This is a genomic window from Arsukibacterium sp. MJ3 (assembly GCF_000987765.1).
In the GTDB taxonomy this organism is placed as follows: Bacteria; Pseudomonadota; Gammaproteobacteria; order Enterobacterales; family Alteromonadaceae; genus Alishewanella.
On sequence record NZ_LAHP01000002.1, the window covers coordinates 217,684 to 233,531 of the forward strand.

Genomic DNA, 15,848 nt, shown 5'->3' on the forward strand with positions numbered 1-15,848 from the left:
TCCGATACACAATTTTAGTTTAGCGGGCCCGGATGCTCTGTTGGAGCGGCACCGGGTGTCTAAGTTCCGCAGGCGCGAGTTACTATGGCGAGCCCAGAAGAGTATGCAGGCGCCGCTGGCTACTGCTTCAATATGGAATAACAGTATGGAATACGACTTTATTTATGATCGCAATACCCAGCAGTTCAGCATAAAGCTGGCGGCAGAGCATGAGGTGTTGGGCCGTTTTTTGCTGGACGAGTTCGGCCAGCTGGCTGAAACGTATTTGCCATTATTACAGCAGCTAAGTGCGCTTAAACCGCAGCAGAGCATGCAATACCAAGGACGAGAGTTTTTGCTGGAAGTAGACAGTGGCACCGTAACGCTTAAGCATAATAGCCTGTTTAACCAGAGCGCCGGGCGGCAGTCTGAGCAACAACGCCAGTTAGCCGAAGATAACTTGCAGCTAGATGACCATGGCATGATCACAGAGTGTGGGCTGGAAGATTTGTTAAAACTACTAAGTGAGTGGCAGCAGTTTCTGGCTGAGTAACTATTGCCGCTATTGCCGCTGGGCTTATTTTGGGCGGCCGCAGAATATATCAGGTATGCTGTTAACGGAATTGATGTTTATTTTGCAAATCGGTCTTATAATAAGTTTTTTGAAACATATATTTAATAGTTTGTTTATTTTTTTTGCGTATTGTCATAGAAGTTATCCGAAAATAACAAATAGGGACATTACTATGGCAGAATTCTACTTCCCCCGAACAAGCGAGCGTGCTGATCAGCTTTTTTCCGGCCAGCCTGATTTACTGGCGCTGTACCAAAAACAAAGCAACAGAACAGATAACATGTTATTACCACATCAGCCCTATCTGATGAGTTGTTCACCGGGTGATGAACATACGCTGCAAGCCTTACACCGCTTCTCCCACCCTGAGTTACAGCGCTTACAGCAAATTTCCGCAGCATACGATGATGCTACTCTGGCTATTGCCTATGTTACTGAAGAACAGATTAACCCGGTTATAAAACTGCTCGACGACTATGGCACTTCGGCGGCCGGGGCAATGTTGGCAGCAGCTAGCAGCAAGTACACAGCGTTTCAACGCTCAATCGTACGCTATCAGTTGGCGCTGCTTGATTTACATGACGCCAGCCAAGCTAAAGCACAAGCAAGTGGTGCCAGAGCCAAAGGCGCGCATAACTCCGTAATTACCGCCAAAGAGGCCCATGCCAGACGGATGCATGCCGACATGATGCAGCGCTTTCAGGGGCAGTTGCAGCGCTATCAGGCCAACCTGAGGGCAAGCGCCAGACGCTCTGCGTTTTTAAACGTTGAGCGCGGCATTAGCGTGGCACGCAGTGGCCGTAATAACACTCGCACCGGCCAAACCCTGCATTTTTCCAATAGCCAGCAAGTGGCAACGGTACAGCGCTTTGTCAGAGGCAGCGAGTTTTTAGGACGTGGCATTCTGATGCTGGATTTTGGCCTGCGGACAAACAAAGTTAATACGGCTTATCGCACTGGCGGCGATGCCAGCCGTATGGCGGTTACCCAGTATTCAGGCTTTGGTATGGCCGCTTTGGCTGGGACCATGGTGGCATATACCACCAAAGCCATAGCTATAGCTTTAGTGCTTAGCCCGCTAGGTTGGGTGGTACTTATAGGTGCTACCGCTGTAGTGGGTTTTACTGCGGCAACTTTGGCGGATAATTGGGGGCAGGATATATCTGGACGTATTTATGATTCGGCGAGGCGGCGTCGATAATGGAGCCTCAGGTTTTTTGGTACGAGTACCTGGTTATGGGATTGTTTCTGTCCTCTGTCATCGCCTACCCAACGGTTGCGTTATTTGTCACGTGGCCTTTGCAGAGTAAATTGCGGCTAAAGCATCATGATTATATAACTGATTTTGCCATTTTCCCGTTTCGTAGTTTCAATTATGCTATGGCCATTGTTATCCCCTTTCTTCGTTGGAAAAATGAGGGTAACCGCATCTTTATCCAAGGCATGCATTGGGCACGACAGGCGGCCAGCCCGCTGCAATGGTGGTTGTCTTTTTGGTTGATGATAAGTATGAATGGCATGGTGCTATTACTTTTTTTGATGATGATATTAGACTTTCTGGGGGTTTGGTCTCTTGGCAGTATTTAGCCGTGGCATATGCCACCAAAGCCATAGCGATAGCTTTAGTGCTTAGCCCGCTAGGTTGGGTGGTACTAATAGGTGCTGCCGCTGTAGTGGGTTTTACTAAGGTTTACGTGCTGGGGGCATGAGCGTAATCGCCATATGGTTGATGCCTATGAACTGATTCGGCAGGCGGCCAGCCCAATCGATTAACTCGCCCCTACTCAGCTGAATCCAAGTAAAGATAGTACAGCACGTATTCTTTTTTCACGGCGTATAACCAACCTTCATTACTTAAGCCAACTTTTGATAGAGAAGTGTAGCCGATTTATTTCAGTTACTTATGCCACTGCACAGGCAAAGGGAAAAGCCGCACCAAAATAGGGCAAATGCATTCCTTTACATGGACACTTTATATTTAAAGCTATGATAAATATCAAATAAATAAAAGTGGCACAAGGTTTCCTTGTCAATAGTGCAAACGCATTATAAAAGTAAAAAGGAAAACGCTATGAAGCTTGTATGTGCCATCATCAAGCCGTTTAAACTGGACGATGTACGCGAGGCCATTGCGGATATTGGAGTAGAAGGTTTAACGGTAACTGAAGTAAAAGGCTTTGGCCGCCAGAAAGGGCATACCGAATTATATCGCGGTGCTGAATATCAGGTCGACTTCCTACCAAAAGTAAAATTAGAAATTGCCGTGTTGGACGATCAGGTTGATCGGTTGCTGGAAGCTATACAGCAAGCCGCTCATACCGGACGTATTGGTGATGGAAAAATTTTTGTGTACGAGCTGGAACGCGCAGTACGGATCCGTACTGGCGAAACCGATGCTGAAGCAATATAAGGAGCCCTGACATGCAAGAGCAAATTTTTCACTTACAATACGCCATGGATACCTTTTACTTCCTGATTTGTGGAGTACTGGTAATGTGGATGGCCGCTGGCTTTTCAATGCTGGAGGCTGGCCTGGTCAGGTCTAAAAATACCACTGAAATTTTGACTAAAAACGTCGCGCTGTATTCTATTGCCTGCATTATGTATTTAATGTGTGGTTACGCTTTTATGTATGGTGGTGAGTTTTTCTTAAACGGTATTGGTGGCGTTGACGTTGATGCTACCTTAACCAGCTTTGCCGAACGTGAAGATGGCTTTACCGGTGGCGCTGTTTACTCAACCGCCTCTGATTTTTTCTTTCAGGTGGTGTTTGTGGCGACCGCCATGTCTATTGTCTCTGGTGCAGTAGCGGAACGCATGAAACTGTGGGCTTTTCTGGCGTTTGCAGTGGTAATGACCGGTTTTATTTACCCGGTACATGGCTCTTGGACCTGGGGGGCTGAAGGCATGTTTGGTCTTAATCTGGATGATCAGTTTGGTTTCTCTGACTTTGCCGGTTCAGGCATAGTGCATATGGCTGGTGCTGCGGCGGCGTTAGCCGGGGTGTTATTGCTGGGTGCGCGCAAAGGTAAGTACAGTAAAGATGGCAAAATTAATGCCATCCCCGGTGCTAATATGCCGCTGGCAACCTTGGGTACCTTGATACTGTGGATGGGCTGGTTTGGTTTTAATGGTGGTTCGGTATTAAAGTTAGGTGATATTAGCAATGCCAATGCCGTTGCAGTGGTATTTCTTAACACCAATGCTGCCGCTGCTGCCGGTGCCGTTGCTGCACTGATTCTGTCTGTGGTGCTGTTTCGAAAAGCCGACTTAACCATGGCGTTAAACGGTGCACTGGCAGGTTTAGTGGCCATTACCGCTGAGCCGTCGACCCCAAGTGCGTTACAGGCGACCTTATTTGGTGCTGTCGGTGGCGTGCTGGTGGTGGCCTCTATTATTGGTTTGGATAAACTAAAAATTGATGATCCGGTAGGTGCTATTTCAGTACATGGTGTAATCGGCTTATTTGGTTTGTTACTGGTGCCATTAACCAAAGACGGTAGTACGTTTGTTGGCCAATTGATCGGTGCCGCCGCTATCTTCTTCTGGGTATTTTTAACAAGCCTGGTGGTGTGGTATCTGCTGAAATTGGTAATGGGGATCCGGGTAAGTGAAGAAGCAGAATATGAAGGCGTTGATGCCTCGGAGTGTGGTATTGAAGCCTACCCTGAGTTTGTGGCGTCGGTAAAATAACCCAATCCACCACTTTACATCTATCCTTGTCCTTTGTCTTATAGTCTGACACCCCGTGCTAATTACTGCGGGGTTTTTTTATACCTTTCTTACTTAACACTGCAGCTTAGTTGCCTTCGTTCGCTCGGCTCAATTACATAGGCAAGTTATGCTCATGGGAACTCGCTTACTTGTCGCGTCATTGCAGCGTCAATTACTTCGGGTATATTATTTTTTGGTGATAGGTGAGGCGGGGAATTTCTTATGTGCCAGAAAAGCGAAAGGCCGCAAACTTCGCGGCCACTTTCGGTTCTGTATCAGCTAATCCGTGCTGTTACTCTTCCTGAGTAAATCATCCCTGGCTCCATCCCGGAGTGTCCAGCGGCTTCATGCCGTGTCTTGCTATCCGTAACTATTACTGCCTTGTAATAGTACACTCATCCTAAGCGGTCCAAAGCCTTCCCTGTAGTTTTTTGCTTGGTGGAGCAAAATAGTTGCCATCCTGGCATTGCGTCCTATGCTATATCATCCTGATATATGGCTCATCCGGGAGCGTGTCCTTTAATCATCCTTGTGCTATCCTAGCTTTTGTTTGCATCCTGCAAACGTTACTGACTTCCTGCCAGTTGCCTTCCGTTGATGTTGATATTATGCAATTAATAACGGCCATTAGGTGGTAAGTTTCAGTAATAAACCGGCTGTAATAATATTGTAAAAATATGATATACGAGTATATTTTATATATAACATCAGCTTACAGTTATAGTTTGGTTTGTACTCCGTTGAAAATAGCGTTTAAACTTACCTTTCTTGTGAGATATATCTCACACGCCAAGCAGGCATTCGCCATAAAATGCACACGCCTGTTACGTTAACAGTAACAGTAACAGTAATCAGAATTCAGGGAAGGAAATGGCACGAGAACAACTTGGTATATGTGCTGAAGCTAATTTGCACGCCAGCTATCTACTGTTTAACGCATTAGAAGGGCAGGACGCGATTTTACGGCAAAAATTAGCTCGGGTACCAATGTTACTAACGAGGTTAGCCGAACACTTTTCTGAAGCTCAGTTAACGGGTGTGGTGGCTATTGGTGCAGATTACTGGGATACCTTATATCCAGGTGCTAAACCACAAGGTTTAAAACCTTTCCCGGTTGTTGTCAGTGATAACCTGGCGTTAGCCGAAGTATGGGCTGACGTGTTTATTCAGGTAAGATCAGACCGGATTGATGTTAACTACATTGCTTGTCAGCAAATTTGCCAGTTATTAAAAACCCATGTTGATTTGTTAGAGCAGTTACAAGGTTTTCGTTATCTTGATGGTCGTGATTTGACCGGCTTTATTGACTCACCGTTTAACCCTAAAGGCAGCCGAAAGCGCCAATTAGCCTTGATTGACCCTGTGCTGCAGCCGGTATTTGCCGGTGGTAGCTATGTGCATTTACAGCGCTGGCATTACGATATGCCCCACTGGCAGCAATTAGATATTCACCAGCAGGAAGAGATTATGGGTATCAGCAAAATTGAAGGGGCGCTACTACCGCAATTACATCGTAATAGCCATGCTTTAAGATCACGGTTGGGGTTGTTGGATAACCCGCCGATGTTAGTGATGCAAAATATGCCGTTTGCCGAGCAGAACAGCCAAGGGTTGCTTAGTATTAGTTATGCTGGTGAGGCAGACCGTTTTACTCGCCAATTTGGCTACCAACTGGGCACGGTGCATGACCCCGATTGTGATGGTGATCCAACACTGGTGCAATATGATTTACTGTTCGATTACTGTCATGTTGACTTATGTGCTGCTTTTTTTGCGCCATCTGTTAGTTTTCTCGAGATGGCGTGCCAGCCAACAGATAAATGATCAGACTTTTTCAAACAGCTCAGTGACTTTACCGAGGGTAAAATTAATATTTTTGACACTGATTGGCGCAATAAAAATGGTGTCATCGCCGGCGATGGTGCCGAGTACGCCTTCGGCTTTACCCACTGAATCCAGTAAACGAGCAATCAGCTGAGCCGCTCCCGGGCTGGTGCGAATAATAATCATCACATCGTTATGTTCAATATCAAGTACTAACTGACGTAACGGACTTTTGGTAGTCGGTACGCCTAGTTCAGGTGGCAAGGTATAAACCATTTCCTGTCGGGCGTTACGAGTGCGAACCGCACCATATTTACTGAGCATTCGTGATACTTTTGACTGACTAACGTTGTCAAAACCCTCATTTTTCAGTGCGTCAACAATTTCACTTTGCGAGCCGAAACTTTCTGTTTTCAATATCGCTTTAAATGCCTGGATCAAGACTTCTTGTTTTAATTGTTTGGTCATGGTGGCGTTATCTTATTGTTAGTGGCTGGCTAATAGTAACAAATTCGGCTGCTCAGTACAGTTTGTCAGGTAAAGAAGCAAAAAATTCGCTAAAATGCATAGACTTTAGGCTTAAGCAGTTTGTAATTATGGCGCCAGTTCAGTATTGTTGGCGCGTTAAATCTTATCCTGACATATGGAGAAAATCATGAAAGTTGCCGTATTAGGTGCTGCCGGCGGTATTGGCCAGGCATTGTCGTTATTACTGAAGTTAGATTTACCGGCGGGTACTGATCTCGCATTATACGATCTGGCGCCAGTTACGCCTGGCGTTGCGGTTGATTTAAGCCATATTCCTACCGCAGTAGCTGTAACCGGTTATGGTAAAGAAGATTTATACAAGGCGCTGGCTGGTGCTGATATTGTAATGATCCCTGCCGGTATGCCACGAAAGCCGGGAATGGATCGCTCTGATCTTTTTAATATTAACGCAGGTGTAGTAAAAAATCTGGCCGAAGCTATTGTGCAGCAATGTCCTAAAGCGCTGGTTGGTATTATTACTAACCCGGTGAATACCACCGTTGCTATTGCTGCGGATGTCTTTAAAAAGGCGGGAACTTACGATCCACGTCGCTTATTTGGTGTAACAACCTTAGATGTTATTCGTGCAGAAACCTTTGTGGGCGAACTTAAAGGCAAAAATCCTGCAGAACTGTCAGTCCCCGTAATTGGTGGCCACAGCGGAACTACTATTTTACCGCTGTTATCTCAGATAGCAGGTGTTAGCTTTTCTGATGAAGACGTTGCTGCATTGACTCACCGCATTCAAAACGCCGGTACTGAAGTGGTAGAAGCGAAAGCCGGTGGCGGATCTGCAACACTTTCTATGGGACAGGCTGCTGCCCGTTTCTGTATGTCGTTGATTAAAGGTTTACAAGGTGAGGCAGTAACAGAATATGCTTATGTTGAAGGTGAAGGCCAATACGCCCGCTTTTTCGCCCAGCCTTTGGTATTAGGTAAAAATGGCGTAGAAAAACTACTGCCTATTGGTGAGTTAAGCAGTTATGAGCAAAAAGCCATGCACGATATGTTAGCAACCTTAAAAGCCGATATTACGCTAGGCGAAGAGTTTGTAAAAAATAACTAACGTTTTTTCGATGAAAAAAGGCGCTGAAAGCGCCTTTTTTATTGGTAACATTAAAAAATAGTATTAGTGGCTGCGTGAAACTGCCATATCCGCTAAAGCAATCAGAGCCAGTTTATAATCAGAATGTGGAATGCTATCCAGCGCTCGGCGGGCCTTTTCTGCTTCTTGCTCTGCTATGGCCCTGGTATAACTAAAAGCACCTGTTTGCTCCATTGTTGCCAGGATTTCGTTCAGGCTAGCCATACCATTGCCATCAATAATAGCACTACGAATTAGCGCTTGCTGGCAAGGTGTGCCGTGCTTCAAAGCATAAATAAGCGGTAGAGTGGGTTTACCTTCAGCCAGGTCGTCGCCAATGTTTTTACCCAGTTGTGCAGCATCAGCCTGATAATCCAACACATCATCAATAAGCTGAAATGCGGTGCCTAAATGCATGCCGTATAGTTTCATGCTGTGTATCACGGTTTCAGGTTGCTCAGCAATAATAGCGGCTAATTGGGTGGCCGCTTCAAACAGTTTTGCCGTTTTGCAATATATAACCTGCATATAGTTTTGTTCAGTCGTAGCAGGATCATTAACGTTCATTAACTGCAGTACTTCGCCTTCAGCAATAACATTGGTGGCGTCTGCCAGAATATGCATAATACGCATATCATTCAGCGTAACCATCATCTGGAATGAACGGCTATATAAAAAATCGCCGACCAGTACGCTGGCCTGATTACCAAATAAGGCATTAGCCGTTTGTTTACCGCGGCGCAAAGTTGACTCGTCCACTACATCATCGTGCAGCAGGGTAGAGGTATGAATAAACTCAATAATAGCTGCTACACTAAGATGTTTATTGCCCTGGTAGCCCAAAGCTTTAGCCGCCAATACAGCCAGAAGCGGACGCAAGCGTTTGCCCCCACTATTGACAATATAAATACCCAACTGATTAATCAGCGCAACATCAGATGTAAGCTGGGAAAAAATATGCTGATTTACTGCTGCCATATCAGCATCGCTGAGCTGGCGAATGTCGTCAAGCGTCATGAAAAAACAACTGCTAAACCCTTAGAATGTAGCCAATTCTACACTATAGTAGCGGTTTGCAGAAAGCGAATCTCGATCCTTTTCGTTAGCAAGTGATCTTTTTAATAATTGTGCTTGCGGCTATCTGTTAAATTGCGTACAATTCGCGCCCTGTGATTTGAATTAAACACGCCCCTATTAGTTATAAATCTATAGCGTAGGCGTGGCTTGTACGGAGTTAACTATGTACGCGGTTTTCCAAAGTGGTGGCAAACAACACCGTGTGACGGAAGGTCAAACGCTTCGTCTAGAAAAACTAGACCTAGAAACCGGCGCAACGATTGAATTTATACCACTGATGATCGCCAATGGCGAAGTAATCAGTATTGGTGCCCCTTTAGTTGAAGGTGGCAAGGTAGTAGCGGAAGTGGTCAACCATGGCCGCGGCGATAAGATCAAGATCGTCAAGTTCCGTCGTCGTAAACATTCACGTAACCAGATGGGTCACCGTCAGTGGTTTACTGAAGTTAAAATTACCAGCATCAGCGCGTAACAGGAGTATCGACACATGGCAAGTAAGAAAGGTGTAGGTAGCACTCGTAACGGTCGCGATTCAGAGTCTAAACGTTTAGGTGTTAAGCGTTTTGGCGGTGAGTCAGTATTAGCTGGTAGCATTATTGTGCGTCAACGTGGCACCAAATTCCACGCAGGCAGCAATATGGGCATCGGTAAAGACCATACTTTATTCGCTTTAACTGAAGGTAAAGTGAAGTTTGAAGTAAAGGGCGAGCACAACCGCAGTTTCGTTAGTATTGTTAGCGAATAACTAACATATATTGAAAAAACCCCGCCTGGTGCGGGGTTTTTTTTATAAATTTCTCCACCAACTAGCACATAGGTTATACTTAGTCGTTATGGCGCTTGCCTTTGTTATGACAGTGGATCAGGATACAACAGATGAAGTTTGTAGATGAAGCGATAATCCGGGTTGAAGCCGGCGATGGCGGTAACGGTATTATCAGTTTTTTACGCGAAAAATTTGTCTCTAGAGGCGGCCCTAATGGCGGCGATGGCGGAGATGGTGGTGATGCGTACCTTGTTGCTGATGAAAACCTTAACACACTGGTTGATTTTCAGTTTGAAAAATACCACCGGGCTGAGCGTGGGCAAAATGGTGCTAGCGTTAATTGTACCGGCAAGCGTGGTAACGACTTAGAGTTACGGGTGCCGGTAGGTACCAGAGCTGTCGATATTGATACCGACGAGGTTATTGGTGATTTAACCACGAACGGTCAGCGGCTGATGGTAGGCAAGGGTGGCTGGCACGGCTTAGGTAATGCCCGTTTTGCCAGCAGTACAAACCGAGCTCCGCGCAAAAAAACTAATGGTACATCGGGTGAATTACGCAATTTGCGGCTTGAGTTACTGCTACTGGCAGATGTTGGCTTGCTTGGCTTGCCCAATGCCGGTAAATCAACGCTTATTCGTTCGGTATCTGCCGCTAAGCCAAAAGTAGCCGATTATCCGTTTACCACCTTGGTGCCAAATCTTGGCGTGGTCAGGGTTGAAGCGCATCGGTCTTTTGTAATTGCTGACATTCCGGGGTTAATTGAAGGCGCAGCGGAAGGTGCAGGTTTAGGTATCCAGTTTTTAAAACATCTGGAACGTTGCCGCTTATTATTGCATATTATTGATGTGCTTCCTGCGGATGGCTCTGATCCGGCAGAAAATGCTAAAACCATCATTCATGAATTACACAAATACAGCAGTAAACTGGCGGTAAAACCGCGCTGGTTAGTTTTTAACAAGCTGGATTTGGTGTTAGATGATGAACTTGAGCAGACTATTGCTGCGGTGACGGCTGCGCTTGAATGGCAAGGGCCTGTTTTCAAAATTTCTGCTGCCGGCCGTATTAATACAGAACGCTTAGCAGCTGATATTTTACGCTATATTGAAACGTTACCAACCGAACAGCTGGAAACTGAAGTTGCTGATCCAGTACATTTTAAATGGGACGATTATCATGAAGATGCTACCAATAAGCTGGAAGACGATCTGGATGATGACGACGATTTTGATGACGACGATTATGATGTTGAAGTGATTTATCAGCGCTAGGGTGTAGTATGAAAATAGCCATGATAGCCGCAATGGCTAATAATCGGGTGATTGGTAAAAACAATCAAATGCCTTGGCATTTACCTGCTGATTTGAAATATTTTAAAGCAGTTACTTTAGGTAAACCGGTGTTGATGGGGCGCAAGACTTTCGATTCTATTGGCCGCGCACTGCCGGGTAGGCGCAACTTAGTAATAAGCCGGACACTCCCCTCCGATCCCAAAGGTGTTGAGTGGTTTAATAGTGTCGAGTTGGCGATGGCTGCGGTAAAGACTAGTCCTGAACTTATGATAATTGGTGGTGCAGATATTTACCGGCAATGTCTGCCTTTGGCAACTACCTTGTACCTGACTGAGATTGACCTCGATATTAGTGGTGATGCTTATTTTCCTGATTATCAGGCGGCAGCAGATTGGCAATTGCAAGCTGACCAGAGACATCAGTCTGATGAATTAAATCCGTACTCATACCGCTTCATTACGTTAGAGCGACGGTAGCAGCGTTGTGGCATTTGCACAGGTTCTCACATGTTGCTAATATGCAGGCTATCGTTCCAGCCGAGGAGTAGTAAATGAGATTGGTGCCCACCTTATTGTGCACAGCAGCATTAAGCGCTGCTGTGGTAATGTCGCCGGTAGTTGAAGCTGATCAGCAATTAGCCGCTTCTATGTGTGACTACGTAGCAGCTAACGATAGAAACCGTCTACGTAAAGTACTCAGTGACTACCGACTTCGCTTGCGGAATATTTATGATGGTGTCTTATGTAATGGTGAGCCATTAATCCGGCACGCTTTTAAAAGTAATGCACCTGACGTTGGTGAATTTATTGTCCGGCAATTGCCTGGCTCTCAGGTTGTAGATTCTGGTGATATTGCCTGGGCTGAAAGCAATGGCTTTGCTGACTCACCGTTATTAGCGGCATTAAAAGACCGTGCTGGTTCGACTGATTAAAATTAACTGGCAAAAAAAATCCGCTCAATGAGCGGATTTTTTTTAGTACAATATCTGCTTACACCCTAAACTGCTCTACCGATTGGCGAAGTTCTTCAGCCAATCTGGCAACTTCGTGACTAGAATCAGATGTTTGCTCAGCACCGGATGCCGTTTCCTCGGCAATGGCTACAATCGATTCCAGTAGTTGACTAATTTCATTCGATACCTGGTTTTGTTCTTTGGCAGCACTAGAAATTTGTTCACTCATATCATGAGCTAAATGTACCGCATGAGTAATAGAATCAAGCGCAGAGGTAGCGACTTCAGTTTGAGTGACGCAATTTTCAGCTTGTTTTTTACCTTTATTCATTGCTTCAACAGCGGCCTGCGCGCCCGTTTGCAGCACTTGGATCATCGCCTGAATTTCCTGAGTAGAAGCCTGAGTTTTACTGGCCAGTGAACGAACTTCATCGGCAACTACTGCAAAGCCTCTACCTTGCTCACCAGCGCGTGCTGCCTCAATTGCAGCGTTAAGCGCTAATAAATTGGTTTGCTCGGCAATACCACGAATGACATCCAGAATACTGCCTATCGACGCACTGTCTTTATGCAGTTTATTAATGACTATTGATGCTTGTTCAACTTCGCGTGACAACTGGATAATAGTACTTTTGTTTTCCAGTGAAATCCCTTTAACCCGCTCTGCTTCTTTATCTGCGTTTTTAATTTCAGCCAATGCATCATTCGAGCTTTGTAACACGCCTTGTGAGGTGCTACTCATTTCTGTGGTAGCAGTGGCAGCTTGAGTAACTTGCGATTTTTGCTCACGGATAGCATGAGTCGTTTGTACCGTTATAGCGGACGTTTGTTCAGATGCCGCCGCTAACTGGGTTGAGCGGGATATAATACCCTGTATCAATTGTCGCAGGTTGCCAACCACTTTGTTTAGGTTGCGGGCGAGTTCGCCAAATTCATCGTTAGATGAAGCATCAAGTGTTTTGGTTAAATCGCCAGACGCCACTACGCCAAGCATTTGATTTATTTCAGCTAAGGGTTTTACGATACGCCTTACTGTAACGGTAGCAATAAAAATGGCCAGAATAATAGAAACGATCACAACAACAAAAATGGTGGTAATGGCATTATTTACACCTGACGTCGCATGTTGTTCAATGACTGCAGCAGCACTGCGGGTTAAACTCAGCAGGCTATTCAGCCGCTCTGAACCGGTTCGGGTAAGTTCATTAGCTGCAGTTAGCTGGGCCTCAGCATTAGCGATATCGGCTAGTAACTGCACTTTTAAAGCCGGAATACCATTGCTACCTTCCAGAAACCCAGAAATTTGTTGCAATTTTTCAGTAATATCTGTCGTCATTGGTACTGCATCACCGGCACTATTTTCGATAATAGCTACTTGCTCCCGTAATTCTTGTAAGCGGAAGGCAATTTCATTACTTACCGTGGCAACAGTAGTGTCTGTTTCGGTGCGATTTAAATCAATAACGTTATTAATTAGTGTGTTTATGCCCGTTTCCATTTGGGTAGCTGCTTGATAAGCAGCTGGAAACCGTTGCTGCACATTACGAACATCGGTGAAGTCGAGAATTAACGATGCCATATCATCAGAACTAAATTCCAGATCGCCTAACTTACTGGCAATCGTGCTGCGCAAACGAATATTACTATTTAATTTGTTTTGCAAATTAACGCTGGTTTCAATAAAAAGGCGATAAGTTTCATTAACCTGCTCGGATGCTGCCGTTAACGTCGGCTTTTCGCTAATAACCTCGCGGAGCGAGCTGGCTGCTTCGTCATATACCGCTTGGCGCTGGCTAAAACGCTGGTTTACCTCACGACTTTGGTCGAGCGTGGTAGCATAAAAACCTTGTAAGCTTGCCTGGCTCATCGTAACAAACTCGGTTTTCATTGACGCACTGTTTTCAAGTGCCGGAATAGAAACCTCGTTAACCTCGGTAGTGGCGTTACTTATATTATTTAGGCTGACGTAAGCAGTAATACCTATCATCAGCAGTAACAGAGAAATGATGGCAAAGCCACCCATAACCCGTAAAGCAACGGTTAACTTCATAATAACTCCCAAAACAACTATGTTATACCGGCAACGCTATAGCGTTGCTGGCGTTCAATACAATATGCGGTCAGAGTATTACCCCAGACACAACCGGTGTCTAGCGCATGAATACCCGGTACCGGACTAAAACCGTCTAATGCTGCCCAGTGGCCGAAAAATAACTCCGGGTGGGGTTTAGTACGCCAAAATTCGTACCAAGGCACTAGGGTAGTTTGCGGCTGCGGGCATCCTTTTTCCTGTAAATTGAGTGCACCACTTGGTAAGCAAAAGCGCATCCTGGTGCAGGCGTTAATGGTGAAGCGCCATTGCTGTTGCTCAGTGGTGACATCTTGCCACAGAGCGGGTGTATCGCCGTACATAGTAGCAAATATTTTCTCAGGCTGATGCGCTAATTTCTTGCTAACGATATCGGCTGCTTTGACGGCTTCGGCCACGCTCCACTCTGGTGCCAGACCGGCATGAACCATCAAATATTGCTGATTAGCGGTTTGATATACTAATGGCAGGCTTAATAACCAATCAATAAGTTCTGCTAAGTTCGCTGCTTGTTGTAGTTGCTGCAGTTGGTCTGCAGGTTTTAGTTTGCTGAAACCAAATTGGCTAGCAAGAAAGTGTAAATCGTGATTCCCTAAAATACATTTAGCATTACTACCTAATGATTTTATAAAATTTAAGGTGGCTAAGGAGTCAGGGCCTCTGGCAATTAAATCGCCGCAAAACCACAGCTGGTCAACATCAGGATTAAAACTGATATGTTCGAGCAGACGCAATAACGCACCGTAACACCCCTGCACATCGCCAATGACATAAGTAGCCATCAGTTCAAGATGTTTGGCATGGCCAGCCTGAACACCGGTATGGCAGCATTAAACCGGTGTTGCGAACTGCTAAGCATTTCGTAATGGCCCTGCATGGTGCCTACAGGTGTTTCCAGTACCGCACCACTGGTGTAACTGTAACTGGCACCCGGCGCTAATTCTGGTTGTTCGCCTACCACACCATCGCCATGTACTTCGGCCTGCTTGCCATTGGCATCTGTAATAAGCCAATAGCGTTTCAGTAGTTTAACTTGTTCTGAACTATGGTTCTCTATGGTAATGGTATAGGCAAATACATAACGGTTATCTGTCGGATCAGATTGCGCACCAAGATAAAAATTATCAACATTTATTTGAATATCAAGCGAATTACTCATTATGCATTTCCTGCTCTGCTAGCCATTGGGCGACTTTAATAAAACCACTGACCGGTAATTGCTCAGGCCGGATGGTAGGGTCGATACCTAAGGCACTTATCTGCTCGGCAGTGGCAAAATTACTAAAGCCGTTACGTAAAGTTTTTCGGCGTTGATTAAATGCCTCTAAGCACACCCTGTTTAAAATAGCCGGATCGACCTTAGCTCTTTCAGCAACCGGATAGGGTAGTAATCGTACCACGGCAGAATCAACTTTTGGTGCAGGCGTAAATGCACCAGGACCTACTTCTACTACTGGAATAGCCTGACAATAATATTGCGTCATTACACTTAGTCGGCCAAACGTTTTACTACCATGACTGGCTGTCATTCGCTGCACCACTTCTTTTTGTAGCATAAAGTGCATGGTGTTGATGTGATCGGCAAACTCAAACAGATGAAATAATAAAGGAGTGGAAATGTTATAAGGTAGATTACCAAATATCTTTAATTTTTGGCCAGGCTTTAACAGCATGGCGAAATCAAATTTCATAGCGTCGGCCTGGTAGACGGTGAGCTTGTCAGCCAGGGTTGGGTGTTGTCGCAGGCGCTCGGCTAAATCACGGTCTAGCTCAACCACAATAAGATGGCCAGCGACATCGGCTACCGGTTCGGTCAATGCGCCAAGGCCAGGGCCGATTTCTACCAATACGTCGACTGGTTTAGGGGCAATAGCCTTAACAATGCGGCTAATAACCTGTGGATCATGTAAAAAATTCTGGCCAAAACGTTTGCGGGCACGATGGCCCTGGTGCACATTGTCTGTCATAG

At 45.5% G+C, this 15,848-nt stretch carries 18 protein-coding genes; 12 read left to right on the forward strand and 6 right to left on the reverse strand.

Going from position 1 to position 15,848, the window contains the following annotated elements; translation table 11 throughout:
* Nucleotides 1–55: 55 nt before the first annotated feature.
* The 6 genes from VT06_RS02395 to VT06_RS02420 all read left to right on the forward strand — a co-directional run bounded on the left by VT06_RS02395 (nucleotide 56) and on the right by VT06_RS02420 (nucleotide 6,091).
* The gene (locus tag VT06_RS02395; protein WP_235357332.1) at nucleotides 56–532 is read left to right on the forward strand and encodes a YacL family protein; all 477 of its coding nucleotides are present in this window, start codon (nucleotides 56–58) and stop codon (nucleotides 530–532) included.
* A gap of 193 nt (nucleotides 533–725) precedes the next feature.
* On the forward strand, nucleotides 726–1,754 hold the full coding sequence (locus VT06_RS02400) for a hypothetical protein (RefSeq protein ID WP_152658967.1): 1,029 nt from the start codon (nucleotides 726–728) through the stop codon (nucleotides 1,752–1,754).
* A 247-nt stretch (nucleotides 1,755–2,001) separates the two neighbouring features.
* Nucleotides 2,002–2,262 carry a hypothetical protein gene (locus tag VT06_RS02405; protein WP_046552657.1) on the forward strand — a complete coding sequence of 87 codons (261 nt, stop codon included), beginning with the start codon at nucleotides 2,002–2,004 and terminating at the stop codon, nucleotides 2,260–2,262.
* Nucleotides 2,263–2,624: 362 nt separating this feature from the next.
* Entirely contained in the window at nucleotides 2,625–2,963 is a 339-nt protein-coding gene (gene glnK / locus VT06_RS02410; protein ID WP_046552658.1) for a P-II family nitrogen regulator, read from the forward strand.
* A gap of 11 nt (nucleotides 2,964–2,974) precedes the next feature.
* Nucleotides 2,975–4,246, forward strand: a complete 1,272-nt coding sequence (locus tag VT06_RS02415; protein ID WP_046552659.1) for an ammonium transporter — start codon at nucleotides 2,975–2,977, stop codon at nucleotides 4,244–4,246.
* A gap of 891 nt (nucleotides 4,247–5,137) precedes the next feature.
* On the forward strand, nucleotides 5,138–6,091 hold the full coding sequence (locus VT06_RS02420; RefSeq protein ID WP_046552660.1) for a Dyp-type peroxidase: 954 nt from the start codon (nucleotides 5,138–5,140) through the stop codon (nucleotides 6,089–6,091).
* Here the strand turns inward: VT06_RS02420 and argR are convergent, their stop codons facing one another.
* Nucleotides 6,092–6,559, reverse strand: a complete 468-nt coding sequence (gene argR, locus VT06_RS02425; RefSeq protein ID WP_046552661.1) for a transcriptional regulator ArgR — start codon at nucleotides 6,557–6,559, stop codon at nucleotides 6,092–6,094.
* A gap of 187 nt (nucleotides 6,560–6,746) precedes the next feature.
* Here argR and mdh point away from each other — a divergent pair, with 187 nt between their 5' ends.
* Nucleotides 6,747–7,685, forward strand: coding sequence for a malate dehydrogenase (gene mdh, locus VT06_RS02430; RefSeq protein WP_046552662.1), 939 nt, complete (start codon nucleotides 6,747–6,749; stop codon nucleotides 7,683–7,685).
* A gap of 63 nt (nucleotides 7,686–7,748) precedes the next feature.
* On the opposite strand, the gene ispB is transcribed toward mdh, so the two are convergent.
* Nucleotides 7,749–8,720: an octaprenyl diphosphate synthase gene (gene ispB / locus VT06_RS02435; protein WP_046552663.1), complete on the reverse strand. Its 972-nt coding sequence runs from the start codon at nucleotides 8,718–8,720 to the stop codon at nucleotides 7,749–7,751.
* 223 nt (nucleotides 8,721–8,943) lie between these two features.
* Between ispB and rplU the strand changes: the two genes are divergently transcribed.
* The 5 genes from rplU to VT06_RS02460 all read left to right on the forward strand — a co-directional run bounded on the left by rplU (nucleotide 8,944) and on the right by VT06_RS02460 (nucleotide 11,769).
* Entirely contained in the window at nucleotides 8,944–9,252 is a 309-nt protein-coding gene (gene rplU / locus VT06_RS02440; protein WP_046552664.1) for a 50S ribosomal protein L21, read from the forward strand.
* 15 nt (nucleotides 9,253–9,267) lie between these two features.
* A complete protein-coding gene (gene rpmA / locus VT06_RS02445) occupies nucleotides 9,268–9,525 on the forward strand; it encodes a 50S ribosomal protein L27 (protein ID WP_046552665.1) in 258 nt (85 codons plus the stop codon).
* Nucleotides 9,526–9,656: 131 nt separating this feature from the next.
* On the forward strand, nucleotides 9,657–10,817 hold the full coding sequence (gene cgtA / locus VT06_RS02450) for an Obg family GTPase CgtA (protein WP_046552666.1): 1,161 nt from the start codon (nucleotides 9,657–9,659) through the stop codon (nucleotides 10,815–10,817).
* Between the two features lie 8 nt (nucleotides 10,818–10,825).
* Nucleotides 10,826–11,314, forward strand: coding sequence for a type 3 dihydrofolate reductase (gene folA / locus VT06_RS02455; protein WP_082122422.1), 489 nt, complete (start codon nucleotides 10,826–10,828; stop codon nucleotides 11,312–11,314).
* Nucleotides 11,315–11,388: 74 nt separating this feature from the next.
* Nucleotides 11,389–11,769, forward strand: a complete 381-nt coding sequence (locus tag VT06_RS02460; protein ID WP_046552667.1) for a DUF3718 domain-containing protein — start codon at nucleotides 11,389–11,391, stop codon at nucleotides 11,767–11,769.
* 58 nt (nucleotides 11,770–11,827) lie between these two features.
* Here the strand turns inward: VT06_RS02460 and VT06_RS02465 are convergent, their stop codons facing one another.
* Genes VT06_RS02465 through rsmA form a run of 4 tightly spaced genes read right to left on the reverse strand, consistent with a single transcriptional unit; the run spans nucleotide 11,828 to nucleotide 15,846 of the window.
* Nucleotides 11,828–13,840: a methyl-accepting chemotaxis protein gene (locus VT06_RS02465; protein WP_046552668.1), complete on the reverse strand. Its 2,013-nt coding sequence runs from the start codon at nucleotides 13,838–13,840 to the stop codon at nucleotides 11,828–11,830.
* Nucleotides 13,841–13,857: 17 nt separating this feature from the next.
* Complete coding sequence (locus VT06_RS02470) at nucleotides 13,858–14,661, reverse strand: symmetrical bis(5'-nucleosyl)-tetraphosphatase (RefSeq protein WP_046552669.1); 804 nt, start codon at nucleotides 14,659–14,661, stop codon at nucleotides 13,858–13,860.
* The gene (gene apaG / locus VT06_RS02475) at nucleotides 14,661–15,038 is read right to left on the reverse strand and encodes a Co2+/Mg2+ efflux protein ApaG (RefSeq protein WP_046552670.1); all 378 of its coding nucleotides are present in this window, start codon (nucleotides 15,036–15,038) and stop codon (nucleotides 14,661–14,663) included. The genes VT06_RS02470 and apaG overlap by 1 nt, the downstream gene beginning before the upstream one ends.
* Nucleotides 15,031–15,846, reverse strand: coding sequence for a 16S rRNA (adenine(1518)-N(6)/adenine(1519)-N(6))-dimethyltransferase RsmA (gene rsmA, locus VT06_RS02480; RefSeq protein WP_046552671.1), 816 nt, complete (start codon nucleotides 15,844–15,846; stop codon nucleotides 15,031–15,033). The genes apaG and rsmA overlap by 8 nt, the downstream gene beginning before the upstream one ends.
* Between the last annotated feature and the right edge of the window lie 2 nt (nucleotides 15,847–15,848).

Coding starts and splice junctions, on each gene's coding strand:
- VT06_RS02400 (WP_152658967.1), top strand. CDS start 726: ATGGCAGAATTCTACTTCCCCCGAACAAGCGAGCGTGCTGATCAGCTT.
- glnK (WP_046552658.1), top strand. CDS start 2,625: ATGAAGCTTGTATGTGCCATCATCAAGCCGTTTAAACTGGACGATGTA.
- VT06_RS02415 (WP_046552659.1), top strand. CDS start 2,975: ATGCAAGAGCAAATTTTTCACTTACAATACGCCATGGATACCTTTTAC.
- VT06_RS02420 (WP_046552660.1), top strand. CDS start 5,138: ATGGCACGAGAACAACTTGGTATATGTGCTGAAGCTAATTTGCACGCC.
- argR (WP_046552661.1), bottom strand. CDS start 6,559: ATGACCAAACAATTAAAACAAGAAGTCTTGATCCAGGCATTTAAAGCG.
- mdh (WP_046552662.1), top strand. CDS start 6,747: ATGAAAGTTGCCGTATTAGGTGCTGCCGGCGGTATTGGCCAGGCATTG.
- ispB (WP_046552663.1), bottom strand. CDS start 8,720: ATGACGCTTGACGACATTCGCCAGCTCAGCGATGCTGATATGGCAGCA.
- rplU (WP_046552664.1), top strand. CDS start 8,944: ATGTACGCGGTTTTCCAAAGTGGTGGCAAACAACACCGTGTGACGGAA.
- rpmA (WP_046552665.1), top strand. CDS start 9,268: ATGGCAAGTAAGAAAGGTGTAGGTAGCACTCGTAACGGTCGCGATTCA.
- cgtA (WP_046552666.1), top strand. CDS start 9,657: ATGAAGTTTGTAGATGAAGCGATAATCCGGGTTGAAGCCGGCGATGGC.
- folA (WP_082122422.1), top strand. CDS start 10,826: ATGAAAATAGCCATGATAGCCGCAATGGCTAATAATCGGGTGATTGGT.
- VT06_RS02460 (WP_046552667.1), top strand. CDS start 11,389: ATGAGATTGGTGCCCACCTTATTGTGCACAGCAGCATTAAGCGCTGCT.
- VT06_RS02465 (WP_046552668.1), bottom strand. CDS start 13,840: ATGAAGTTAACCGTTGCTTTACGGGTTATGGGTGGCTTTGCCATCATT.
- VT06_RS02470 (WP_046552669.1), bottom strand. CDS start 14,661: ATGGCTACTTATGTCATTGGCGATGTGCAGGGGTGTTACGGTGCGTTA.
- apaG (WP_046552670.1), bottom strand. CDS start 15,038: ATGAGTAATTCGCTTGATATTCAAATAAATGTTGATAATTTTTATCTT.
- rsmA (WP_046552671.1), bottom strand. CDS start 15,846: ATGACAGACAATGTGCACCAGGGCCATCGTGCCCGCAAACGTTTTGGC.